This window comes from Pseudofrankia asymbiotica, assembly GCF_001983105.1.
In the GTDB taxonomy this organism is placed as follows: Bacteria; Actinomycetota; Actinomycetes; order Frankiales; family Frankiaceae; genus Pseudofrankia; species Pseudofrankia asymbiotica.
The window spans coordinates 38,394-57,150 of sequence record NZ_MOMC01000075.1 but is presented as its reverse complement, the minus strand read 5'-3'; the positions used below and the strand labels follow the sequence as shown (position 1 = coordinate 57,150).

18 protein-coding genes and 1 pseudogene are annotated in these 18,757 nt (G+C 71.6%); 11 read left to right on the top strand and 8 right to left on the bottom strand.

Annotation, left to right across the window (positions count from 1 at the left end; genetic code table 11):
* Positions 1 to 419 (bottom strand): annotated as a pseudogene (locus BL253_RS31855) (hypothetical protein); the annotation flags it as partial.
* Between the two features lie 179 nt (positions 420 to 598).
* Here BL253_RS31855 and BL253_RS31850 point away from each other — a divergent pair.
* Positions 599 to 1,264: a TetR/AcrR family transcriptional regulator gene (locus BL253_RS31850; RefSeq protein WP_076821017.1), complete on the top strand. Its 666-nt coding sequence runs from the start codon at positions 599 to 601 to the stop codon at positions 1,262 to 1,264.
* A 34-nt stretch (positions 1,265 to 1,298) separates the two neighbouring features.
* Here the strand turns inward: BL253_RS31850 and miaA are convergent, their stop codons facing one another.
* Together miaA and BL253_RS31840 are read right to left on the bottom strand one after the other, a co-directional pair.
* Complete coding sequence (gene miaA, locus BL253_RS31845) at positions 1,299 to 2,234, bottom strand: tRNA (adenosine(37)-N6)-dimethylallyltransferase MiaA (protein ID WP_076821040.1); 936 nt, start codon at positions 2,232 to 2,234, stop codon at positions 1,299 to 1,301.
* Between the two features lie 170 nt (positions 2,235 to 2,404).
* Entirely contained in the window at positions 2,405 to 3,058 is a 654-nt protein-coding gene (locus BL253_RS31840; RefSeq protein ID WP_420801737.1) for a TetR family transcriptional regulator, read from the bottom strand.
* Between the two features lie 218 nt (positions 3,059 to 3,276).
* Here BL253_RS31840 and BL253_RS31835 point away from each other — a divergent pair, with 218 nt between their 5' ends.
* Positions 3,277 to 4,137 carry an SDR family NAD(P)-dependent oxidoreductase gene (locus BL253_RS31835; protein ID WP_076821013.1) on the top strand — a complete coding sequence of 287 codons (861 nt, stop codon included), beginning with the start codon at positions 3,277 to 3,279 and terminating at the stop codon, positions 4,135 to 4,137.
* 130 nt (positions 4,138 to 4,267) lie between these two features.
* Positions 4,268 to 5,038 (top strand): SDR family NAD(P)-dependent oxidoreductase, encoded by a 771-nt coding sequence (locus BL253_RS31830; protein ID WP_076821011.1) that lies wholly within the window; start codon positions 4,268 to 4,270, stop codon positions 5,036 to 5,038.
* A gap of 162 nt (positions 5,039 to 5,200) precedes the next feature.
* On the opposite strand, the gene BL253_RS31825 is transcribed toward BL253_RS31830, so the two are convergent.
* The gene (locus BL253_RS31825) at positions 5,201 to 6,274 is read right to left on the bottom strand and encodes an Hsp70 family protein (protein WP_076821010.1); all 1,074 of its coding nucleotides are present in this window, start codon (positions 6,272 to 6,274) and stop codon (positions 5,201 to 5,203) included.
* 210 nt (positions 6,275 to 6,484) lie between these two features.
* The gene (locus BL253_RS31820) at positions 6,485 to 8,203 is read right to left on the bottom strand and encodes a FadD3 family acyl-CoA ligase (RefSeq protein WP_081438898.1); all 1,719 of its coding nucleotides are present in this window, start codon (positions 8,201 to 8,203) and stop codon (positions 6,485 to 6,487) included.
* A 247-nt stretch (positions 8,204 to 8,450) separates the two neighbouring features.
* On the opposite strand from BL253_RS31820, the gene BL253_RS31815 reads away from it, so the two are divergent.
* From BL253_RS31815 to BL253_RS31800, 4 genes are all read left to right on the top strand, one after another.
* Entirely contained in the window at positions 8,451 to 9,797 is a 1,347-nt protein-coding gene (locus BL253_RS31815; RefSeq protein ID WP_241835319.1) for a CaiB/BaiF CoA transferase family protein, read from the top strand.
* Positions 9,798 to 9,929: 132 nt separating this feature from the next.
* On the top strand, positions 9,930 to 10,853 hold the full coding sequence (locus BL253_RS31810) for an SDR family NAD(P)-dependent oxidoreductase (RefSeq protein WP_076821008.1): 924 nt from the start codon (positions 9,930 to 9,932) through the stop codon (positions 10,851 to 10,853).
* 69 nt (positions 10,854 to 10,922) lie between these two features.
* Complete coding sequence (locus BL253_RS31805) at positions 10,923 to 11,558, top strand: isochorismatase family protein (RefSeq protein ID WP_076821006.1); 636 nt, start codon at positions 10,923 to 10,925, stop codon at positions 11,556 to 11,558.
* 135 nt (positions 11,559 to 11,693) lie between these two features.
* The gene (locus BL253_RS31800) at positions 11,694 to 11,942 is read left to right on the top strand and encodes a desulfoferrodoxin (RefSeq protein ID WP_076821004.1); all 249 of its coding nucleotides are present in this window, start codon (positions 11,694 to 11,696) and stop codon (positions 11,940 to 11,942) included.
* A 66-nt stretch (positions 11,943 to 12,008) separates the two neighbouring features.
* Here BL253_RS31800 and BL253_RS31795 read toward each other — a convergent pair whose 3' ends face one another.
* On the bottom strand, positions 12,009 to 12,674 hold the full coding sequence (locus tag BL253_RS31795) for a TetR/AcrR family transcriptional regulator (protein ID WP_081438897.1): 666 nt from the start codon (positions 12,672 to 12,674) through the stop codon (positions 12,009 to 12,011).
* Between the two features lie 299 nt (positions 12,675 to 12,973).
* Between BL253_RS31795 and BL253_RS31790 the strand changes: the two genes are divergently transcribed.
* Both BL253_RS31790 and BL253_RS31785 read left to right on the top strand, forming a co-directional pair.
* Positions 12,974 to 13,801: an SDR family oxidoreductase gene (locus BL253_RS31790; protein WP_076821002.1), complete on the top strand. Its 828-nt coding sequence runs from the start codon at positions 12,974 to 12,976 to the stop codon at positions 13,799 to 13,801.
* Positions 13,798 to 14,745 carry a hotdog family protein gene (locus BL253_RS31785; protein WP_076821001.1) on the top strand — a complete coding sequence of 316 codons (948 nt, stop codon included), beginning with the start codon at positions 13,798 to 13,800 and terminating at the stop codon, positions 14,743 to 14,745. The genes BL253_RS31790 and BL253_RS31785 overlap by 4 nt, the downstream gene beginning before the upstream one ends.
* Before the next feature lie 96 nt (positions 14,746 to 14,841).
* On the opposite strand, the gene BL253_RS31780 is transcribed toward BL253_RS31785, so the two are convergent.
* On the bottom strand, positions 14,842 to 16,005 hold the full coding sequence (locus BL253_RS31780) for an amidohydrolase family protein (RefSeq protein ID WP_076820999.1): 1,164 nt from the start codon (positions 16,003 to 16,005) through the stop codon (positions 14,842 to 14,844).
* 24 nt (positions 16,006 to 16,029) lie between these two features.
* On the opposite strand from BL253_RS31780, the gene BL253_RS31775 reads away from it, so the two are divergent.
* Entirely contained in the window at positions 16,030 to 16,899 is an 870-nt protein-coding gene (locus tag BL253_RS31775) for an alpha/beta fold hydrolase (RefSeq protein ID WP_076820997.1), read from the top strand.
* Between the two features lie 158 nt (positions 16,900 to 17,057).
* Positions 17,058 to 18,092, top strand: coding sequence for an ABC transporter substrate-binding protein (locus tag BL253_RS31770; RefSeq protein WP_241835318.1), 1,035 nt, complete (start codon positions 17,058 to 17,060; stop codon positions 18,090 to 18,092).
* 44 nt (positions 18,093 to 18,136) lie between these two features.
* Here the strand turns inward: BL253_RS31770 and BL253_RS31765 are convergent, their stop codons facing one another.
* Complete coding sequence (locus BL253_RS31765; protein ID WP_096336132.1) at positions 18,137 to 18,715, bottom strand: TetR/AcrR family transcriptional regulator; 579 nt, start codon at positions 18,713 to 18,715, stop codon at positions 18,137 to 18,139.
* Between the last annotated feature and the right edge of the window lie 42 nt (positions 18,716 to 18,757).

Sequence of the window (18,757 nt, the reverse complement as noted above, 5' to 3'; positions counted from 1 at the left end):
CCTGACCCCGCCGCGCCGACCCACCGGCACGGCCCACAGCCACGCCCCCGAACCGCCACCCACAGCAAGATCCCTAAACCAGGTGAATGTTTACGCGCGATCCAGCCGTCGAGATCCTCGACGCCCGTGACGTCGACGTCGGCGACCCGGTAGGTCGACACCGAGTCGAGCCAGCGGTTCAGCTGCTTCCACCGCCCCCTGGTGACGATCGTCTCCGGGTAGCTCTTGTACGTCGTGTGCGGGAACAGCAGCGGGACCATGTCCTCTGCCGAGCGGATCTCCTCGACGCCCTCGGCCTTCGCGCGCTGCGCGAGCACCGGCACCTGCTGGCGGCGCTCCTGGAAACGAGCGTCGAGCGCCGCCACGGTGGCGTCGCCGAGCGCGGCCGGCTGGCTGGTCGTCCTGGCTGTCGCGGACATGAAGCCCCTCTTCTGCGGACGGTGCTGAGGCCGGGAGCGGTGCTGAGGCCGGCGTCAGGCCGGCGCCTGGATCGCCACCGCTTCCGGCCGGGTTACTACACCGGTGAGTCTAGTTTTAACCAGACTCGTGAGTCTAGTTATCGGCGGGATTCGCGCCGAGGTCTGCCAGACTGGCGGTCATGACGTCCCCACCGGGCGCGCGGCCGACGCCCGCGCCGCGCCGTGGCGGCCGGCCGACCCGCGAGGAGGCCGCCCGGCTAGACCGGGACGTCCGCGAGCACGCGCTGCGGCTGTTCCTGGAGAACGGCTACGAGGGCACCTCGATGGACGCCATCGCCCAGGCCGCCGGGACGACGAAGGCCTCGCTCTACGCCCGGTTCCCGAGCAAGGACGCGGTGTTCACCTCGGTGTTCGGCTGGGCCATGGGCCGGCCGGACTGGCCGCTGCCGGAGCCCGAGCCGCCCGACCTCGACGACCTGGAGGGCGCGCTCACCGCGATCGGCCAGGCGGCGCTGCGGCGCGCGCTCGACCCGTCGATGGTCAAGGTCAGCCGGATCGCGATCGCCCAGGCCGACCGGTTCCCCGAGCTCGCCCGCCGGATCCAGCTCGGCGCCGCCGGCGGCTCACCGCGCCAGCGGCTGGTGGCTGACCTGCTGCGCCGGCACGCCACCACCGGTGCGATCACCCTCACCGACGACGCCGACACGCTAGCTGACCTCTACGTCGGCATGGTCTCCAGCGCGCCCGCCCGGCTCGCCTCGTTCGGCGTCGTGCCCGACCCGGCCGAGGTGGACCGCCGCGTCGAGGCCGCCGTCCGCCTCTTCCTGCGCGCCCTGCATGGCTGAGCGACCGCCACTACCGCCCCTACCGCTCTGCCGCTTACCGCCCTTGCTGTTCCTCGGATGACGCGATGAACGACTCGATCATTCCACGCGCCTCGTCGAGGTAGTTCCGCTCGCAGTCGAGCCAGTGAATCCCCGTGTCCCGCCGGAACCAKACCATCTGCTGTCTGCTGAACCTGTAGATCGCCTTGCGCAGGTTCTCGTACAGCTCGTCCTCGGACTGGTACTCCCCGCTGATCAGGCGGATGACGTGGCGGTACTCCAGGCCGAGGGAATCCAGCTCGCTGACGGAGTGCCCCTTGTCGAGAAGCGCCCGCACCTCGTCGACCATGCCGGCGGCCAGCCGGTCCCTCAGGCGTTGGTCGACTCTTCTCCTGAGGACCTCGGTCGGCCAGGTCAGGCCGAGCTGCAGGACGCTGTAGCGAGGCTCGTTCGGGCGGTCGGGCGGGTAGGCGAAACCACTCTCCAGGATCTCGATGGCCCGGATCATCCTTCGGCGGTTGTCCCCGCTCACGCGCTCCAGCGCGGTGTCGTCGAGACCGGTGAGACGCTCGCGCAGCTGTTCGTCGGTCAGGGCCTCCAGCGCGTTTCGCCGATCCCAGTCGGGAGGTACCGAGATCAGCTGGTAGCCCTCGACGACGGACCTCACGTACAGCCCGGTGCCGCCGACGATGAAAGGCAGTCTGCCCCGCTCCGAGATCTCGTCCGTCAGGGCGTACGCGGCCGCCTGGAAATCGGCGACCGAGAACCTGTCGCCGATGTCGGCCACGTCGATCAGATGGTGCGGAACGCCTCTCATCTCGTCGGATGTGAGTTTTCCCGTACCGATGTCAAGGTGTCTGTATACCTGCCGGGAGTCCGCGGATATCACCTCGCCGCCGAAGTTCCTGGCCAGCTCCACGCCCAGCGCGCTCTTCCCGGACGCGTTGGTCCCCGTGATGACCACCAGTTTTCTTTTCGGTTCGGATGTCACCAGGTTTCCTACCTCTTCCGCGCGCCCAGTCACGATGATGAGCTGCCGTACACGATACTCCACGGATTGCCCGGAACAGGGCTGAAGCGCGGCGCCATCGTCGCGTTCACCAGTCTGCCGCGCACGGGCTCAATCACCGGTTCGCGGGGCGGCGCCTTCGTCAATGCCCGCTAGCTGTCGTCGGAGTCGCTGATACCGCGCAGGATGACGGTCACTCGGTCGCGGAGCGTCTGGCCCAACCAGGACGCGGACCGGTCTCCCGCCCCCCACCGGATGATGGCCTCCATTGTCACGGCGGTCAGCATCGCGGCGGCCTCTTCCTCGTCGATCCGCGTGCTCAGCTCGTCGCGTTCCTTGCCGTAACGGAGGAGGGTTTCAAAGGCGACACTCAGGCGAGGGCTCGCCGGGGTCGACCCGTCCGGCCGCGCCGCGAAGCCGAGGGAACCCGCCCGCAGCGCGGCCGCCCTGGGTGTGCGAACAACGCGCCGAGCCATCGAGGCCATCACCTGTTCGCTCAACGAGCGCAGCGGGACGCCCTGCGCGGCGCCGGCCTCGACCTGGTCGATCATCGCCTGGATCGTCGCCGACCCCAACTCGATGAGAATCGCCTCTTTGTTGGCGAAATGGAAATAGAAGGTTCCCCTGGTGACCCCGGCGGCCTGGGCGATATCGGCCACGGTGCTCGCCTCGTACGCCGCGTCGAAGTCGCCCTCGCTCCAAAGGCGAAGGGCCGCGCGGGTGAGCGCCAGCCGGGTCTCCCGTGACCTCGTGTTGACGAGCGTCGCCCGCTGGCGGGGCGGCGTACGCGTTCGGTCGGGTGCCATCACGGAAACCATACGCAGCGCGGACCGTCGCCGTTCCGATCTTGTGTCGACCGCGCCGCGGCCGAGATCACGCCGGCCCGGCGGCCCGAGGGCCCGGGGCCGGGCGGAGCTGGACCGTCGCGTCCGATCCGCCCGTTTCGATCATGATGCCCGGGAGTGGGGCGGGTGCTACCCTCCATTTGAACATTGGTCAAATGGAGGGCGGAGGTCGTATCACCATGCAGCGACAGGAGGAGCTGGACCTGACCGGCAAGGTCGTGATCATCACGGGGGCCAGCCGGGGGGTCGGCCGGCAGGCGGCCCAGACGTTCGCCCGTCGTGGCGCCAACGTGGTGCTGGCCGCGCGGACGGTCGAGCCGGACAGGACGCTGCCCGGCACCCTGAACGAGACGCTGGCGGAGCTCGAGAAGCTGGGAGCCGGCGCGCTCGCCGTGCAGACCGACCTGGCCAGCGAGGCCGATCTCAAGAACCTGGTCGATGCCACCGTCGAGCGGTTCGGTGGCGTCGACGTGCTCGTCAACAACGCGGCGGCCACCACCGGCGACATCTGGAACAAGCGGTTTCTGGAGCTGACACGCGAGGACTGGCTGTACCAGTTCGACGTCAACCTCCACGCGCCCTTCACCCTCATGCAGCTGGTGACGCCCATCATGGAGAGCCGCGGCGGCGGGCGCATCATCAACCTCAGCACCGGCAGCGGCGAGGTCTTCCGCCAGCCGGAGGAGCTCCCCAAGCTCGAGGCCGTCGGCAAGTTCAGCCTCGCCGTGCCTGGCTACTACTCCAGCAAGCGAGCGCTCGACCGGCTCGGCAACTCCCTCGCGCCCGAGCTGGCGCGAAAGAACATCTTCGTGATCGGCCTGCACCCGGGCTTGGTGGCCACGGAGCTCGTCGCCATCCGCGTCAAGGAGGCCGGCCTCGACGACTCGGTGGCCGTGCCGATGGAGGTCCCCGCGCGCATGATCGCCTATTTCGCCTCCTGCGCCGACCCCAGGGAGTACACGGGCCGTCTGTTCTGGGCCGAGCGCGAGCTCAAGGAGTTCGGGCTCGACCTGGACGGCCAGCCCGCGGCCACCGCCTGAGCCCGCGCCGGCCAGTCGGCCGCCCGCCCGCGCCCGCAGGGGCCGGGCCCACCGCGGCCCGTCCGGTCCGGCCCGGACCCGGGCCGGACGGGCTCGATGTCTTCGCGCCGCCGATGTCAGAGGGAAAATCATGGATCTGGAGAAGTACGGGCCGTGGGCCCTGGTCGTCGGGGGCTCGGAGGGCATCGGCGAGGGCTATGCCCGAAAACTGGCCGCGCACGGATTCAAACTGGTCCTCACGGCCCGCAAGACCGGCCCCTTGGAGGCGCTGGCCGATGACCTGCGCGCGGGTGGCGCGGAGGTGCGCACGCTGTCCGTCGACCTGAGCGAGCCGGACGCGCTGGAGCGGACCCGGGCCGTGACCGACGACGTCGAGGTCGGCCTGCTCATCTACAACGCCGGCGCGAACAACGTGCGCGGTGATTTCGTCGAGCTGGACCCCGCCGTCTACCGGTCGGTCATCGCCGTCAACGTGCTCGGCCAGGYCGAGTTCGCGCACCACTACGGCGCCCTCATGCGCGCGCGCAAGCGCGGGGGAATCATCCTGTCCGGCTCGGGTGCCAGCTTCATGGGCGCGCCGTCCCTGGCCGCCTACTGCGGATCGAAGGCTTTCAGCCGCGTCTTCAGTGAAGCGCTGTGGATCGAGTGCGAGAAGTACGGCGTCGACGTGCTGCACCTCAGCGTCGGCTTCACCGCCACTCCGGCGATGGCCCGGCTGGGATATCCCCTCGACGCCGCCCAACCGCCCGACGAGACCGCCCAGGAAGCCCTGGACAACATCGCCAACGGCCCGCTGTGGATCGCGGGCGGACAACCGTCCGTCGACACCGCGATACGCCGGTCCACGGTCTCGGGGCGGGCCGAGGCCGTACGGACGTTCGCCACCCCGGGACGGTTCTGACCTGACGCGGCTGAGCCTGGCGGGCATGGCCCACCGGGCTCACGCCGGCGGCAGGCGCCGACCGTCGGGTGCCCCAGCTCGGGTGCCCTGGTTCGGGTGCCGTGGGTCGGCTGCCCAGCGCGGCGACGGGCTGGCGCGGCCACGAGCTAGTGTGGCGACGGGCTAGTGCAGCGACAGGATGGTCCGGTTCGACGCCTCGGCGGGGACGGTCAGGCCGAGGACGACGGCGAGCTCCGGGGCGGCGGCGTCGCGCAGCGGCGCCAGCGGCGCGAACTGGGCGCGCACCGTCGGGCCGCGGGTGGCGCCGCCGGCGAGCACCAGGGCGCTGACCTTCTCCCAGCTCAGGTCGTTGCGAGCCAGCATGGCCGAACAGCTCTCGATGGCCGGGGCCAGGACGGGCTCGACGAGGTCCCGGAGCTGCGCGGGCGTGAGGGTGAGCTCCAGCAGGAGGTCGGGCAGGAAGACGTCGGCCGTCCGCGCCTCGGACAGGTCCTCCCGGAGCATGCGGGCGGCGTCGCGCAGGTAGAGGGCGCGGCGCTGGCTGGCCTCGCCGTCGGCGTCGTCGATCTGGTAGCGCTCGCGCAGCCGCGCGACGATCGCCGTGTCGATGGCCCGCCCGCCCGCCGCGTCGTCGCCCACCTGGTCGAGCACATGGGCCACGCCGCGGTCGGCCGAGACGAGAGCGGCGTCGAACGTCCCGCCGCCGATGTCGGCCACGACCCAGGTGCCGTCCTCCGGCCGGGGCCCGAGCGCCGCCCGGGCGCAGGCCGCGGCCTCGTCGACGATCGTGACGGCGTCCGGGGCGAAGCCGGCGTTCTCCCCGACCTCGCGCAGCGCGGCGCGCTGGTCGGCCGAGAAGCAGACAGGCGCCGACAGGACGAGCCGGTCGAACCCGCGGCCGGCCTGGCGGCGGGCCAGTCGGGCGGCGTGCAGCACCGGCTGGGTCGCGGCCTCGACGGCGGCGAACGGGTGCCCACCGAGCAGCCTCGGCTCGTCCCGGCCCAGGTCGCGCTTGACGTCGCTCCAGTACCAGTCGGGGCGGCCGATGCGGCGCGACGCGGCCGCGTCCCCGACGAGCCAGCGCCCGTCGGAGGAACGGGCGACGGCCGTCGGGAACCAGGCCAGCTGCGTGACCGGTATCCGGACGACGACGGGGGCGGTGCCGTCAGGAGTCGTGTAGGCGGCCCGGGTCCAGGTCGTGCCCAGATCCACGGCCAACAGCCATTCGCGCGCCATTCTGGCCCGTCCTCTCGCCGGTTCGTCCCCATTGAGGAACGGCATCGAGTCCCGGACAACCCTGTCGGTAGCCCCCCGCATACCTTGCTTGTCCCTGACCGCCGTAGGCCCTCGCGCGGGGCGATCGGGCGGTGTCGTCATGACTACCACAGCGTCCGCGGCGGGTTCGCGCCCGCCGCGACCGAACCACCCAGAAGGGACGGCGGAAGCCTAGCCAGTAACCGGTGGGGACGAGGGGGCGGCTTGGGCGCGCAGCTCGTACTTGACGACCTTGCCGGTGGCGTTCAGGGGGAGGGCGTCGACGACCTCGACGCGGCGGGGGACCTTGTAGTTCGCCATCCGGGCACGGCTCCAGGCGATGACCTCCGCCGGGTCGACGGCCGCGCCGGCGCGCGGGACGACGAAGGCCACCCCCACCTCGCCGAGGCGGTCGTCGGGGATGCCGACGACGGCCGCCTGGACGAGGTCGCCGCGTTCCAGCAGGGCCGCCTCGATCTCGGCGGGGTACGCGTTGAAGCCGCCCACGATGAACATGTCCTTCTTGCGGTCGGTGATCGTGACGTTGCCGGCCGCGTCCTGGATCCCGATGTCCCCGGAGTGCAGCCAGCCGTCGGCGTCGACGGCCTCGGCTGTCGCCTCCGGGTCGTCGAGGTAGCCCTTCATGATGTTGTAGCCGCGGACGACGATCTCGCCGGGGGTCCCGGGCGGCAGCGGGGTGCCGGCGTCGTCGACGACGCGGACCTCCACGCCGGGGATCGCCCGGCCGGAGGTGCGCGCGACGACCTCCGGGTCGTCGTCGTGGCGGCACATCGTCGCCGTCCCCGTGGTCTCGGTCAGGCCGTAGCCCGTGACGACCGTCCGCAGGCCGAGCTCCGAGCGCAGCCGGCGGACCAGCTCGACCGGCACCACCGCGGCGCCGGTGACGGCGAGCCGCCAGCTCGACAGGTCGTAGCCGGTCAGGTCGCTGCCCAGGATCGTCTGGTAGATCGCCGGCGGGCCGGGCAGCATCGTCACCCGCTCCTCGGTGACCTTCCGCATCACGGACGGCACGTCGAAGGCGGGATGGGGGAGCAGCGTCGCGCCCGCCAGGACGCAGGCGAGCATCCCGGACTTCAGCCCGGCGGTGTGGAAGAACGGGTAGACGAGCAGGTAGCGGTCGCCGTGGCGCAGGCCGACGACGTCCGACCAGGCCGTGTAGACCCGGGTCGAGGCACCGTGGGTCAGCATCGCGCCCTTGGGCGCGCCGGTGGTGCCGGAGGTGAACACGATGTCGGAGACGTCGTCGCCGCCGAGCGCGGCCGTGCGGGCGGCGACGACGGCGGCGAGCGCCCCGTCCGGGTCGCGCTCGCCACGGGCGAGGAACGCGTCCCACCCGGTGGCGCCCGGGCGGGCGGGAGCCGCGAGCAGCACGATCTCGCCGAGCGCGTCCAGACCCTCCCGGTGCTCGGCGAGCATCGCGAGATGGTCGGCGCCGAGGAAGCCGTCGACGACGAACGCCAGCCGCGCGCCCGAGGCGCGCAGTACCCGTGCCGCCTCCTGGCCCTTGAAGCGGGAGTTGACCGGCACCAGGACCGCGCCGGCGCGGTAGACGCCGAGAGCGACCAGCACCCACGCCGCGCTGTTCGGCGCCCAGACCGACACCCGGTCGCCGGCCCGCACCCCGCTGGCGACGAGCGCCCGCGCCACGGCGGCCGAGCGGGCGTCGAGGCCGGCGAACGTCAGGCGCTCCTCGCCGTCGACGACGGCCTCGGCCGTGGGCCAGCTGGCCGTGGCCCTGGCGAGCGCGGCCGGGATCGTCGCGGGTGTCCGCTCCGCGCCCTGCTCCGCGTCCTGGGCTGTGTCCTGCTCCGTGTCCGTGGGGACGGCCGTGCCGCCCGCGCCCGTGCCCGCGCCTGGGCTCGCCGCCGTGCCGCCGACCGACTCGTCCATCCGCCGCCCCTTCGCCGTCGAGAGGGCGCCGGTCGCGTCGAGAGGGCACCCGTCATGGGCGCATCCACTGCGCCAGGCTGATGGATTATATAAGGTATCCAATATTGATTGGCGAGTGGACGTGTGTCCCATCGCTTGACCAATCGCTTGCTTGGGACGCGAACCGATGGCGTACTGATCGGTGGTACGCCGCCGCGACGGCGGCCCGGCCGACGATGTACCGAACCGATGACCTGCGAGGTGCTTGATGCCAGATGCGACCRCTCCGCTGGCCGGGGTGCGCGTGGTCGACGTGTCGATGCTCGGCCCGGGCGCGCTGACGACCCATCTGGCCGACCTCGGCGCGGACGTCATCAAGGTGGAGCCGCCGGGGGGCGAGTACGTCCGCAGGATGGTCTGGCCGTTCATCCACGGGGTGTCGCTGCTGCACTGGCACATCTCCCGGGGCAAGCGCTCCATCGAGATCGACCTGCGCACCGAGGCGGGCGTCGAGGTCTTCAGGGATCTCGTGCGGCACGCCGACGCCGTGGTCGAGGCGATGYGGCCGGGAGCGCTCGACCGGCGCGGGCTCGGCTTCGCCGCGCTGCGCGAGCTCAACCCGAAGATCGTCATGTGCTCGATCTCCGGCTACGGCGCGTCCGGGCCGTACCGCGACCTGCCGAGCCACGGCATCGCCTACGACACCTGGGCGGGCGTCGTGAACCCCGCCGTCGACAAGGACGGCTTCACCTACCTTCCGGAGCACGCGTCGATCGGCATGCACGCGGGCCCGCTGTTCGGCGCGCTCGGGCTCGTCGCGGCGGTGCTCGCGGCGCGCGAGACCGGGCAGGGCTCGCACGTCGAGATCGGCCAGGCCGACGCCGCCGCCGCGATGGACTGGCTGCGCAGCGAGAGCTGGCGCGCGTACGAACGGCCCGAGGACGAGGTGACCGGCAACCCGGTCGACAACTACGAGCGGCGGACCCCGGGAACCGCGGGCATGGAGGACGGGGTCCGTTACCAGATCTATCGCTCGGCGGACGGCCACATCCTGTTCATGGCCTCCGAGCGCAAGTTCTGGCGGAACTTCTGCGCGGGCGTCGGCCGGCTCGACCTGTACGAGCGCCGCCCCGGCGCCGAGTTCGYCGACCACGCCCGCGGTGACACCGAGACGCGCGTCGAGCTCGTCAAGATCTTCGCCACCCGGACGACGGCGGAGTGGATCCGGTTCGCGGGCGAGCACAACACGACGATCGCCCCGGTGAACACGCCAAAATCGATCATGGACGACCCGCAGTTCCAGGATCGGCTGCCCTGGCTGCCCGCGTCGACGTTCGTCATCGACCAGCTGCCCTTCCCGGTCCGGTTCGACGGCCACAACCCCAGGCCGGAGCGGCCGGCGCCGCCGCCCGGCGAGCACTCGGACGAGGTGCTCGCGGGCGTCCTCGGCTACGACGAGGCGCGGGTGGCGGCCCTGCGCGCGGCCGGCGCCTTCGGCGGGGCGCAGGGCGCTGACGGCGGCGCGGGCGGAGCTGGCGGAGCGGGTAACGCTGGCGTGGCGGGTGGCGCCGGCGGCGCGGCCGGTGGGGGTGGGGGTGGGGGTGGCGCCGCGTGACCGAGGGCGTGCGGTGGCCGCGGAAGGGGCCGTCGCCTGAGGGGCTGTTGTGTGACGACTGTCGCCCGTACATGATATTTTATACAAAATCTTGATCAGCTGACTGAGCTGACCGGACGTGAGGGGCGGGCAATGAGGTTGCTCGACGGCAAGGTCGCGATMGTCACCGGTGCCGGGCATGGCATCGGCCGTGGCCACGCCCTGGAACTGGCCAGGCAGGGCGCGAAGGTCGTCGTCAACGACCTTGGYGGCTCGGTGCGCGGCGAGGGGGCGGGCCGGGCGGCCGACGAGACGGTCGCGCTGATCGAGAAGCGTGGTGGCACGGCCGTCCCCGACTACTCCGACGTCGGTGACGCCGGGCAGTGCGGTGAGCTCGTCCAGCGGGCCGTCAGCGCGTTCGGCAAGCTGGACATCCTGGTGAACAACGCCGGCATCGTGCGTGACGCGGTGATCTGGAACATGCCGCCGGAGGACTTCGACGCGGTCATCCGGGTCCACCTGCGCGGTACCTGGGCCACCTGCCACCACGCCGCGAAGTACTGGCGGGCCGCCGCGAAGGCCGCCGGCGGCAAGGTGGGCGGCCGGATCATCAACACCACCTCCGGCGCGGGCCTGGGCGGCAACTTCGGCCAGTCGGGCTACGCCGCGGCGAAGGCGGCCATCGTCGGCCTCACCCAGACGCTCGCGCTGGAGCTGCTGCGCACCGGTGTCACGGTGAACGCGGTCGGCCCGGCGGGGCTTACCCGGATCACCGCCACCATCCCGGGCATGGGGGAGGCGTTCGAGCCGGACGAGGTCCCCGAGGGCGAGTTCCACCCGATGGACCCGTCGAACAGCTCCCCGCTGGTGGCCTGGCTCGCCAGCGACGAGGCCGACCACGTGACCGGCCAGGTCATCCGGGTCCTCGACGACCGGATCATCTGGATGCGCGGCTGGACCGAGCGGGCGACCATCTCCTCCGGGGGCAGGCGCTGGGACGCGGCGAAGCTCGGCGAGGTCCTCGCGCAGGACCTTTTCGAGACTCGCGGCGCCGGCCTGCGCTTCGCCCAGTCCTAGGCCAAAGGGGGCGCGAAAATCGCGAAGCCTCGCGTCCCCGGAGGCCATCGACAGAAAGGACCTAGCGCGATGGCCGTCGACCTCGCCGAGCTGCTGCGCCCGGCACACACCGTCCTGCTCACCCAGGAGTGCCAGAACGGCGTGATCGGCACGCCCAGCTCCCTGCCGGCGCTCGCCGAGGTGGCGCGCGCGTCGGGGATGATCGCCAACGTCGCGCGGCTGGCGGCCAGCGCCCGGGCCGCGGGCGCCGGCGTGCTGCACTGCGTCGCCGCGCGCCGGCCCGACGGGCGGGGAGCCAGCACCAACGCCCGGCTGTTCCTCGGCACGGACCGGTCGCCGGTCAAACAGCTGCTCGGCACGCCGGCGGCCCAGGTGCTCGACGAGATCGGGCAGGAACCGTCCGACCTGGTGTCGGTCCGGCTGCACGGGGTCTCGCCCCTGGGGGGCACCGACGCCGACGCGCTGCTGACGAACCTCGGCGCACGAACCGTTGTTATCGTTGGGGTGTCGGCCAACGTCGCCATCCCGGCGGGTGTCTTCGACCTGGTGAACGAGGGCTACCAGGTCGTCGTCCCACGTGACGCGATCGCGGGCTTCCCGGCGGAGTACGGCGACATCCTCATTCGCAACTCACTGTCGCTGTGCGCCACCATAGTGACGACCGACGACGTCCTCGCAGTCTGGGAGAAGCACGCCGCCGGCTGAACGCTGTCACGGTCGACGGGCTTGGCGGCCACCGAATGTAAAGTTGACGTCAGAATCGAAACCTTCTAGCGTGAGATGGCCCACGGGCCGTCAGGCGACCTGCCTGTGGCAACTGAGCAACGACTGGAGGTCCAGATGACAGCGCTGAAGGCCGGTGCCCGGCTGCGGGACGACGCGACCGGGACGGAGGCGGTCGTCGTTCGGATCTCGGCGGAATCGAGCCTGGAGCTGCGCGCGGGCGGGCCGGCCGCGCTGGGCAAGCGCTATACGTGCGCCGTGTGTGACGCACAGGTGCTCGTCGCCAAGGCGGGCGCGGCGGAACCGGTATGCCACGGCGAGGCGATGTCCCTCGCGCAGGCCAAGCCGCTGCCGTCCTCCGACTGAACTCCCGCGCGCTGATCCTCCTGCGCGCGGCGGCCGCCGCCGGATAGCCGGCGGCGGCCCGGCCGGCTAGGTCTCTTTGATCTGCAGGGCGTTCAGGAAAAGCTTTGCCAGCTGCTCGACGCCCTCTTCGAACTCATAGTCGAAAAGCTTCTGCACGAACCACATCTCGGCAAACCGGTTCATCATCGCGCCGAGCGCTGGCAGCGCCAGCGCCGGGTCCAGCGCCGGGTCGATGTGGCCGCGCTGCTGGAGTTGACGAATCATCCGCATGACCCGTGGGTTGGCCTCCTGCAGGTGTTCGTGGCGGGAGAGGTTCAACTCCCGGTCGTAGCGGCAGACCAGCTCGATGACGCCGATGATGCGGGCCTCCGCCTGGTAGTTACGCAGGAACTGGCGACTGCCCTGGCGGATCCGGTCGGCGGGGGTGGCCGTCGAGGTCGCGTCGAAGACGACCGTGGAGAGCGGCGACTGGAGCAGGTCCGCGAGATTCATGGCGACCTCGCGGAAGATCTGTTCCTTGGAGTCGAAGTAATGGTAGAAGGAACCGTGTGACAGGCTGGCGCGCTCGGCGATGTCGGAGATTCGCGCGTCGAGGAATCCGTCCTCCTCGAATACGGCCTTCGCGGCCTTGACCAGCCGCGCCCTCGTCGCGGCGCCCTTACGGGAGCGCGGCCCCCCGGTCTTCTCCCGGTCGGCCGGCGCTGCCGTGGACACATCATCCGTGGACGTCACGGCTGTCCTCCACGAAATTCCTCCCTGCCGACGGTGTGACGTAAGTCTACCGGTGGATTGTCATTGACGTCGACGTTAAAATTAAAATCGGCGTGTCGGTCCCGCCGGCACCGGCCGGACCGCCCGGCCGGCCGGGCACATGCCACACGGGTGTAGCGAGACCGCCGGCCGCCTGCCGGCCGGACCGCCTCGCGTGAGCAATGCCGGGTGCTGGCAACGCCAGGTACTTCTGAGCCTCGTCATAGCCAGCGGGCCCACGCTGTTCGGGCCTCGCGCAAACTACGCCAGGGAGAGTCGGCATGTCACTGTTCGACGCGTTCCGCTACGACGGCAAGCACGTGTTAGTGGTCGGAGGCGCGACCGGCATGGGCGCGGCCGCCGCCGAGCTCGCGCTCGCGGCCGGCGCCGAGGTCACTGTCCTGGACATCGCCGAGATCACCGTGCCCGGCGTCAAGGCCGTCCCCGTCGACCTGCGCGACACCGCGTCGATCGACGCGGCGCTGGCCACGCTCGGCGGCCCGGTCCACGTCGTGCTGTGCTGCGCCGGTGTCGCCGACGGAACGCCGGGCATCGAGAAGACCAACTTCCTCGGCCACCGGTACCTGCTCGAGAAGCTGCTCGCCGCCGACGCGCTGCCGCGCGGCTCGGCCATCGGCTTCATCTCGTCGGCCGCCGGCCTCGGCTGGGAGCGGAATCTCGACGAACTCAAGGAGTACCTCGCCATCGCCGACCTCGGCGAGGCGTCGGCCTGGGCGATCGAGCACAAGCACGCGGACTACATGTGGAGCAAGCAGGCCGTCTGCGCCTACGTCGCTCTCGAGGCGCTGCCGCTGCTCAAGCGTGGCATCCGGATCAACGCGATCTGCCCCGGGCCGACCGACACGCCGCTGGCGCGGGCGAACGCCGGGACCTGGCTCGGGTTCGGCGCCGGATACCGGGCCGAGGCCGGCGTCGAGGCGGCCACCCCGCTGGAGCAGGGCTACCCGCTGGTCTTCCTGTGCTCCCCCGCGGCGTCCGGGATCAGCGGCATCACGCTGATCACCGATGCCGGCCACTTCGCCGCCGGCAACACCGAGACGTGGCCCGCGGACACCGGGGCCGTCCGGTTCCTGCTGGGCAAGTTTTGAGCCCCGCGCACGACACCGGCACGACTGAGGAGGAGCTCGCCGGCCCGCCGGCGCCGGGCGGCCAGCCCGCGTCGGGGGGCCGGCCCGCGTCGGGGGGCGTGGTCGAGGCCGTCGAGGTACCGGGCATTCCCGGTGCCCGCCACGTGCGGCACGTGGCCCCGCAGGAGCACGTCTTCGCGCCGATCCGGGTGTCCGTGCGCCGCGTCGGCGACGAGCTGCGCGGCTCGGTGCCGGTCATGCCCGAGCTGCACGTGCCGGGGACGACGTGCGTGCGGATGGCGGCGCTGGTGGTCTGGTCGGACTTCCTCGGCGGGCGGATGTCCGTCGGTGTGCTGGCGCCGCGGGTGCCCGTCACGCTCGACCTCCACGTCGAGCTCTACACCCGCTCCTGGGACACCTCCGAGGTCCAGGTGACCGGCCGGCTGGTCAAGACGGGCCGCTCGGTCGTCATCACCGCGGCCGACTTCCGGCACCCCGACGGAACGCCGCTGGCGCTGGCCACGGCGGCGTTCATGACCGCCGGGGACCCGTCTCTGGTCATGCCGCCGCTGCGCTGGGAGGACGAGGACCCGGACGACGCGGCCTGGGGCCCGCGCCAGCCGCTGCGCGCGGCGCTCGCCGAGCACGCGGGCTGCGAGGTGCGTGCGCCGGGGGTCGCCGCGGTGGCACGGACGGCGAACGGGCTCAACGCGTCGGACACCATCAACGGCGGGCTGATCGCGCTCGCGGCGGAGGAGGCGGCGCTGTCGCTCACGCCGGGAGTGCCGCTCGCCTCGATGCTGCTGCGCTACCTGCGCCCGGTACGGCTTGGGCCGGCCGTGGCGACGGCACGGGTGTCCGGCGGTCTGGGGGTCGTGGAGGTGCGCGACGCCGGGGCCGAGGACCGGCTCGCGGCCCACGCGGTGACGCGGAGTTTTTCCGGTTTCGATTCTGCCGGTATGTGAACGCACACTCCGGTGCCGGGGCATACATCCACCCCGGCACCGGACGGCCTTCCCGACCTGTCACCTATCGCGGCGCGCAGCGGCGCGACGCGCCGGTCAGAGCCGGTAGAGCTTGCGGGCGTTCTCGCCGAGGATCTTGGCCTTCGCCTCGGGCGAGATCGTGTTCAGCTTCTCCTCGACGGCCTCGAGCGGAGCGGGGTAGAGGCAGGTCGGGTGTGGGAAGTCGGTCTCGAACAGGATGCGGTCCTCGCCGACGGCCTCGACGAGCGCCGCCAGCTTGCCCTGGTTCTTCTCGAACCAGAACGTCGCGTAAATGTTGCTCCTGAAGTACTCCGACGGCAGCTTCTTCATCCCCGCCAGCTGGCGGGGCGCATTCTCGCTCATCTCGTAGTCGAGCGTCTCGAGAATGAACGGAATCCAGCCGACACCGCTTTCCACCGACACGGTCTGCAAACCGGGGTGGCGGTCGAAGATGCCGGAGAGGATCAGGTTCGTCACCACTCGGGCATTGCCGATGAACAGCAGCGTGCCGCCGATGGCGAGCTTGGTGTTGGCGTCGTGTGACGGCCACGGGTACTTGCCGTAGAACGTCATGCCGGTGACGCTCGCGCCGATGTGGAAGTGCACCGGCAGGTGGAGCTCGGTGCAGGCCTCCCAGAAGGGGTCCCAGGCCGGGTCGCCGAGGTCGGGGGAGCCGAGGTCCTGCGGGTCGGAGGTCATGTTCACGCCGCGGGCGCCGAGCGCGGCCACCCGGCGCGCCTCGCTGACGCAGAAGTCGATGTCCCAGGCCGGCATCAGGGGGAGCGGGAGCAGCCGGTTGCCGGACTGCTCCTGGATCTCGGCCATCTCGTCGTTGTAGATCTGGATGGTCAGCCTGGTGAGCGCGGCGTCGTCGACCGACCCCAGGTCCTGGCCGCCGAGGCCGATGGTGCTGGGGAAGATGATCTGTGCGTCGATGCCGAGATCGTCCAGGACGCCGATGCGGACCTTCGGGTCGTGCGCGCCCAGGTGGATCTGGTCGAACGTCCAGTGGTGGAGGGCCTTGTCGGCCTCCTCCTTGGAGCCGTCGCGGGCGACGACGCCGCCTGGGCTGAACCGACCCATGGCGTGACCGTCCATGACCCAGGTCGGCACGCCGTTCACGTCGCGTGGTTGGGGTACCCGGTCCTTGTAGGCGGCGGGCGCGCGGCTGGTGAAAAGATCGGCTCGTTCGGACCAGTGGGAGTCGGCGTCAACGATAAATAAGCCGTCCTTTGACATAGACATCAATGTTAGATTCTCTCTATGGCATATGCAACCGTAGACGGTTTATCGATCTCCTATGAGATCGTCGGCTCGGGCGACGGTCAGGCATGGGCGGTCACGCCCGGTGGTCGTTACAGCAAGGACACGCCCGGTATCCGTGAGCTGGCCGCGGCACTCGCCGAGGGGACCGGCGGGCGGGCTCTGATCTGGGACCGTCCCAACACCGGCGCCTCGGATGTTTGTTTTACCGGTGAATCCGAGTCGCAGATGCAGGCCGACGTCCTGGGTGGGCTGATCCGTCAGCTCGGGCTCGGGCCGACGATCATCGCCGGCGGTTCCGGCGGTTCCCGGGTCTCGATGCTGACCGCGGCCCGTCACCGTGACCTCGCCGCGGGGCTCGCGATCTGGTGGATCAGCGGCGGTGTCTACGGGCTGATGAGCCTCGGCGTGCACTACTGCTCCGGTTCGTTCGTCGCGGCGTGGAACGGTGGCATGGAGGCGGTCGCCGCGCTGCCCGAGTGGGCCGAGGTCATCGAGGGCAACCCGGCCAACCGCCAGCGCATCCTCGACCAGGACCGGCAGACGTTCATGGCCACCCTGGAGCGTTGGATGGCGGTCTACTGCCCTGACGACAAGGCGCTGGTCCCCGGCCTGTCGGACGCGGAGGCCGCCAGGCTCGACCTGCCCACGCTGGTGCTCCGCAGCGGCGAGAGCGACATCCACCACCGCCGCGAGACGTCCGAGAAGATCGCCGCGGCGCTGCCGAACGCCGTGCTGCGCGAGCCCCCGTGGGGCGACACCGAGTGGGCCGAGCGCCACACCCCCGAGGCGGTCAAGGAGGGCCTGTTCGCCCGCTGGCCGCTGCTCGCCCCGCCGCTGCTCGAGTGGTGGGGCGAGGCGTCCGCCTAAGAGGCCTCCGGGCGTCTGTGGGCCGGCCCGCCGGCCCGCCGGCCCACAGACGCCCGCCCCGTCGCTCCTCGGGGCGCGCTGACGATCACGCCGGCTGACAGGTAAGTGAGTATGTACTTTTTGTGGCATTCGGAATGGGGTGGGTGATGGCGGCGCCGGTGCGGGTTGGGGTGCTGGACGATCTGGCGGACGCGCCGCCGAGCCCGACGGACGTCACGCACTGGCTGCGGCTTGTCGCCGACGAGGCGGTCGCCGACGGCCGGCTCGACCGGGACGTCGAGCTCGTGCCCGCCTATGGCCTGGGCCTGCCGACCGGGACGGCGGCGGCCGTCGAACGGGCCTTCGCGCGGCTCGCCGACGACGGGGTCCTGCTGGTCGTCGGGCCGGCGATCGGCGACAACGCGCTGGTCGCGGCCCCGCTGGCCGAGCGTCACCGGGTTCCGGCGATCAACTGGGCCGGGACGGAGCGGGCCCGCGGCGAGTGGATGTTCCACCTCCAGGTCGGCTCGCACGAGGACGAGGGAGTGGTGCTCGCCCAGCACCTGGCCGCGCTCGGCGTCCGTCACCTCGGTGTCGTGTACGACCGGTCACCGATCGGGCGGCGCTACCTGCGGTTCCTGTCCGCGGAGGCGGACCTGCTCGGCCTCGCCGTCGCGGCGACCGCGGCGCTCCCGCCGCTCGCCGAGGACGTCACGGCCCAGGTCGGCCAGGTCCTGGGCTCCAGCGTCGACGCGCTCGTCTACCTGGGGCTGGGACGGACGGCGGCTGCGGTGGGCCGTGCCGCGGCCGAGGCCGGCTGGGGCGGCCCGCGGGTGATGAACGCGGCCGGCATGTTCGGCCGCCAGCCCGGCGTCGGCGAGGCGATCGACGGCTGGACGTACATCGACATGTACTCCGACGACAACGCGACGCTCACCGCGCTGCGCCGCCGCCTCGCCGTCCCGCCCGAGCGCTCGGCGGCCGTCGCCAAGGGCCGCGACCTCGGCCGGCTCGTCATCGAGGGCATCGCCCGCGCCCCCGAGCTGACCCGCGCCGGCATCCGCGAGGGCCTGGAGCAGATCAAGTGGCTCCCGGCCGCCGAGGGCCACGACGGCACCCTGCTCTCCTTCGGCCACCACGACCGCGGCGCCCTCCACGGCCGCTACCTGGTCCTGCGCCGCTGGTCGGGCGGCGAGTCCGTCGAGGTGCGCTGAGCGGTCGCGGCTCGCCCGGCCGGCCGGGCGGGCGGCGCGTCGCGTCAGCGGTTCTCGTAGCGGGCGCGGGCGAGCGCGGTCGCGGTGCGCGCGGCCCGCTCGAAGGGCTCGAGGGTGCCGGTGGCGCGGCACAGGATGTGGGCACCCTCGAGAAGCATGAGGAGGGCGGTGGCGAGGCCGGTGGCCTCGTCGGGCTGGAGCCCGGCCGACGCCAGGCGCTCGGCCAGCGTCTGGGTCCATGACGCGAAGATGGTGGCGGCGGTGCGCTGGAGGTCGGTGTCGCCGCCGCCGTCCTCGCCGGCCGTGACGGTGATCGCCGCGATCGCGCAGCCGCCACCCGTCGTCGAGGCGGCCAGCACGGGCCGGACGGCGTCGAGGAAGGCCGCGACCACGGCGAGCGGGTCGTCGGCGGGCAGGGCCGCGAGGCTGGTGCGTACATCCTCTCCGTTGCGCGTGGCGGCCTCGGCGACGAGCTGCGCCTTGCCGCCGGGAAAGTGGTGGTAGATCGCGCCGCGGGCCGCGCCGCTGTCGCGCAGAACGTCGGTGAACGACATCCCGGCCACGCCGCGCCGCTGGAGCGCCTGGACTGTCGCGTCGATCATCCGGCCACGGGTGTCGGCCACAACGCACCTCCGGATGCCTTGACTAGTACGTCCATCCTAGTA

Excerpts from the sequence above, each read along its gene's own strand:
- BL253_RS31850 (WP_076821017.1), top strand. The coding sequence starts at position 599 with ATGACGTCCCCACCGGGCGCGCGGCCGACGCCCGCGCCGCGCCGTGGC.
- BL253_RS31840 (WP_420801737.1), bottom strand. The coding sequence starts at position 3,058 with ATGGCACCCGACCGAACGCGTACGCCGCCCCGCCAGCGGGCGACGCTC.
- BL253_RS31835 (WP_076821013.1), top strand. The coding sequence starts at position 3,277 with ATGCAGCGACAGGAGGAGCTGGACCTGACCGGCAAGGTCGTGATCATC.
- BL253_RS31825 (WP_076821010.1), bottom strand. The coding sequence starts at position 6,274 with ATGGCGCGCGAATGGCTGTTGGCCGTGGATCTGGGCACGACCTGGACC.
- BL253_RS31820 (WP_081438898.1), bottom strand. The coding sequence starts at position 8,203 with ATGGACGAGTCGGTCGGCGGCACGGCGGCGAGCCCAGGCGCGGGCACG.
- BL253_RS31805 (WP_076821006.1), top strand. The coding sequence starts at position 10,923 with ATGGCCGTCGACCTCGCCGAGCTGCTGCGCCCGGCACACACCGTCCTG.
- BL253_RS31800 (WP_076821004.1), top strand. The coding sequence starts at position 11,694 with ATGACAGCGCTGAAGGCCGGTGCCCGGCTGCGGGACGACGCGACCGGG.
- BL253_RS31790 (WP_076821002.1), top strand. The coding sequence starts at position 12,974 with ATGTCACTGTTCGACGCGTTCCGCTACGACGGCAAGCACGTGTTAGTG.
- BL253_RS31780 (WP_076820999.1), bottom strand. The coding sequence starts at position 16,005 with ATGTCAAAGGACGGCTTATTTATCGTTGACGCCGACTCCCACTGGTCC.
- BL253_RS31775 (WP_076820997.1), top strand. The coding sequence starts at position 16,030 with ATGGCATATGCAACCGTAGACGGTTTATCGATCTCCTATGAGATCGTC.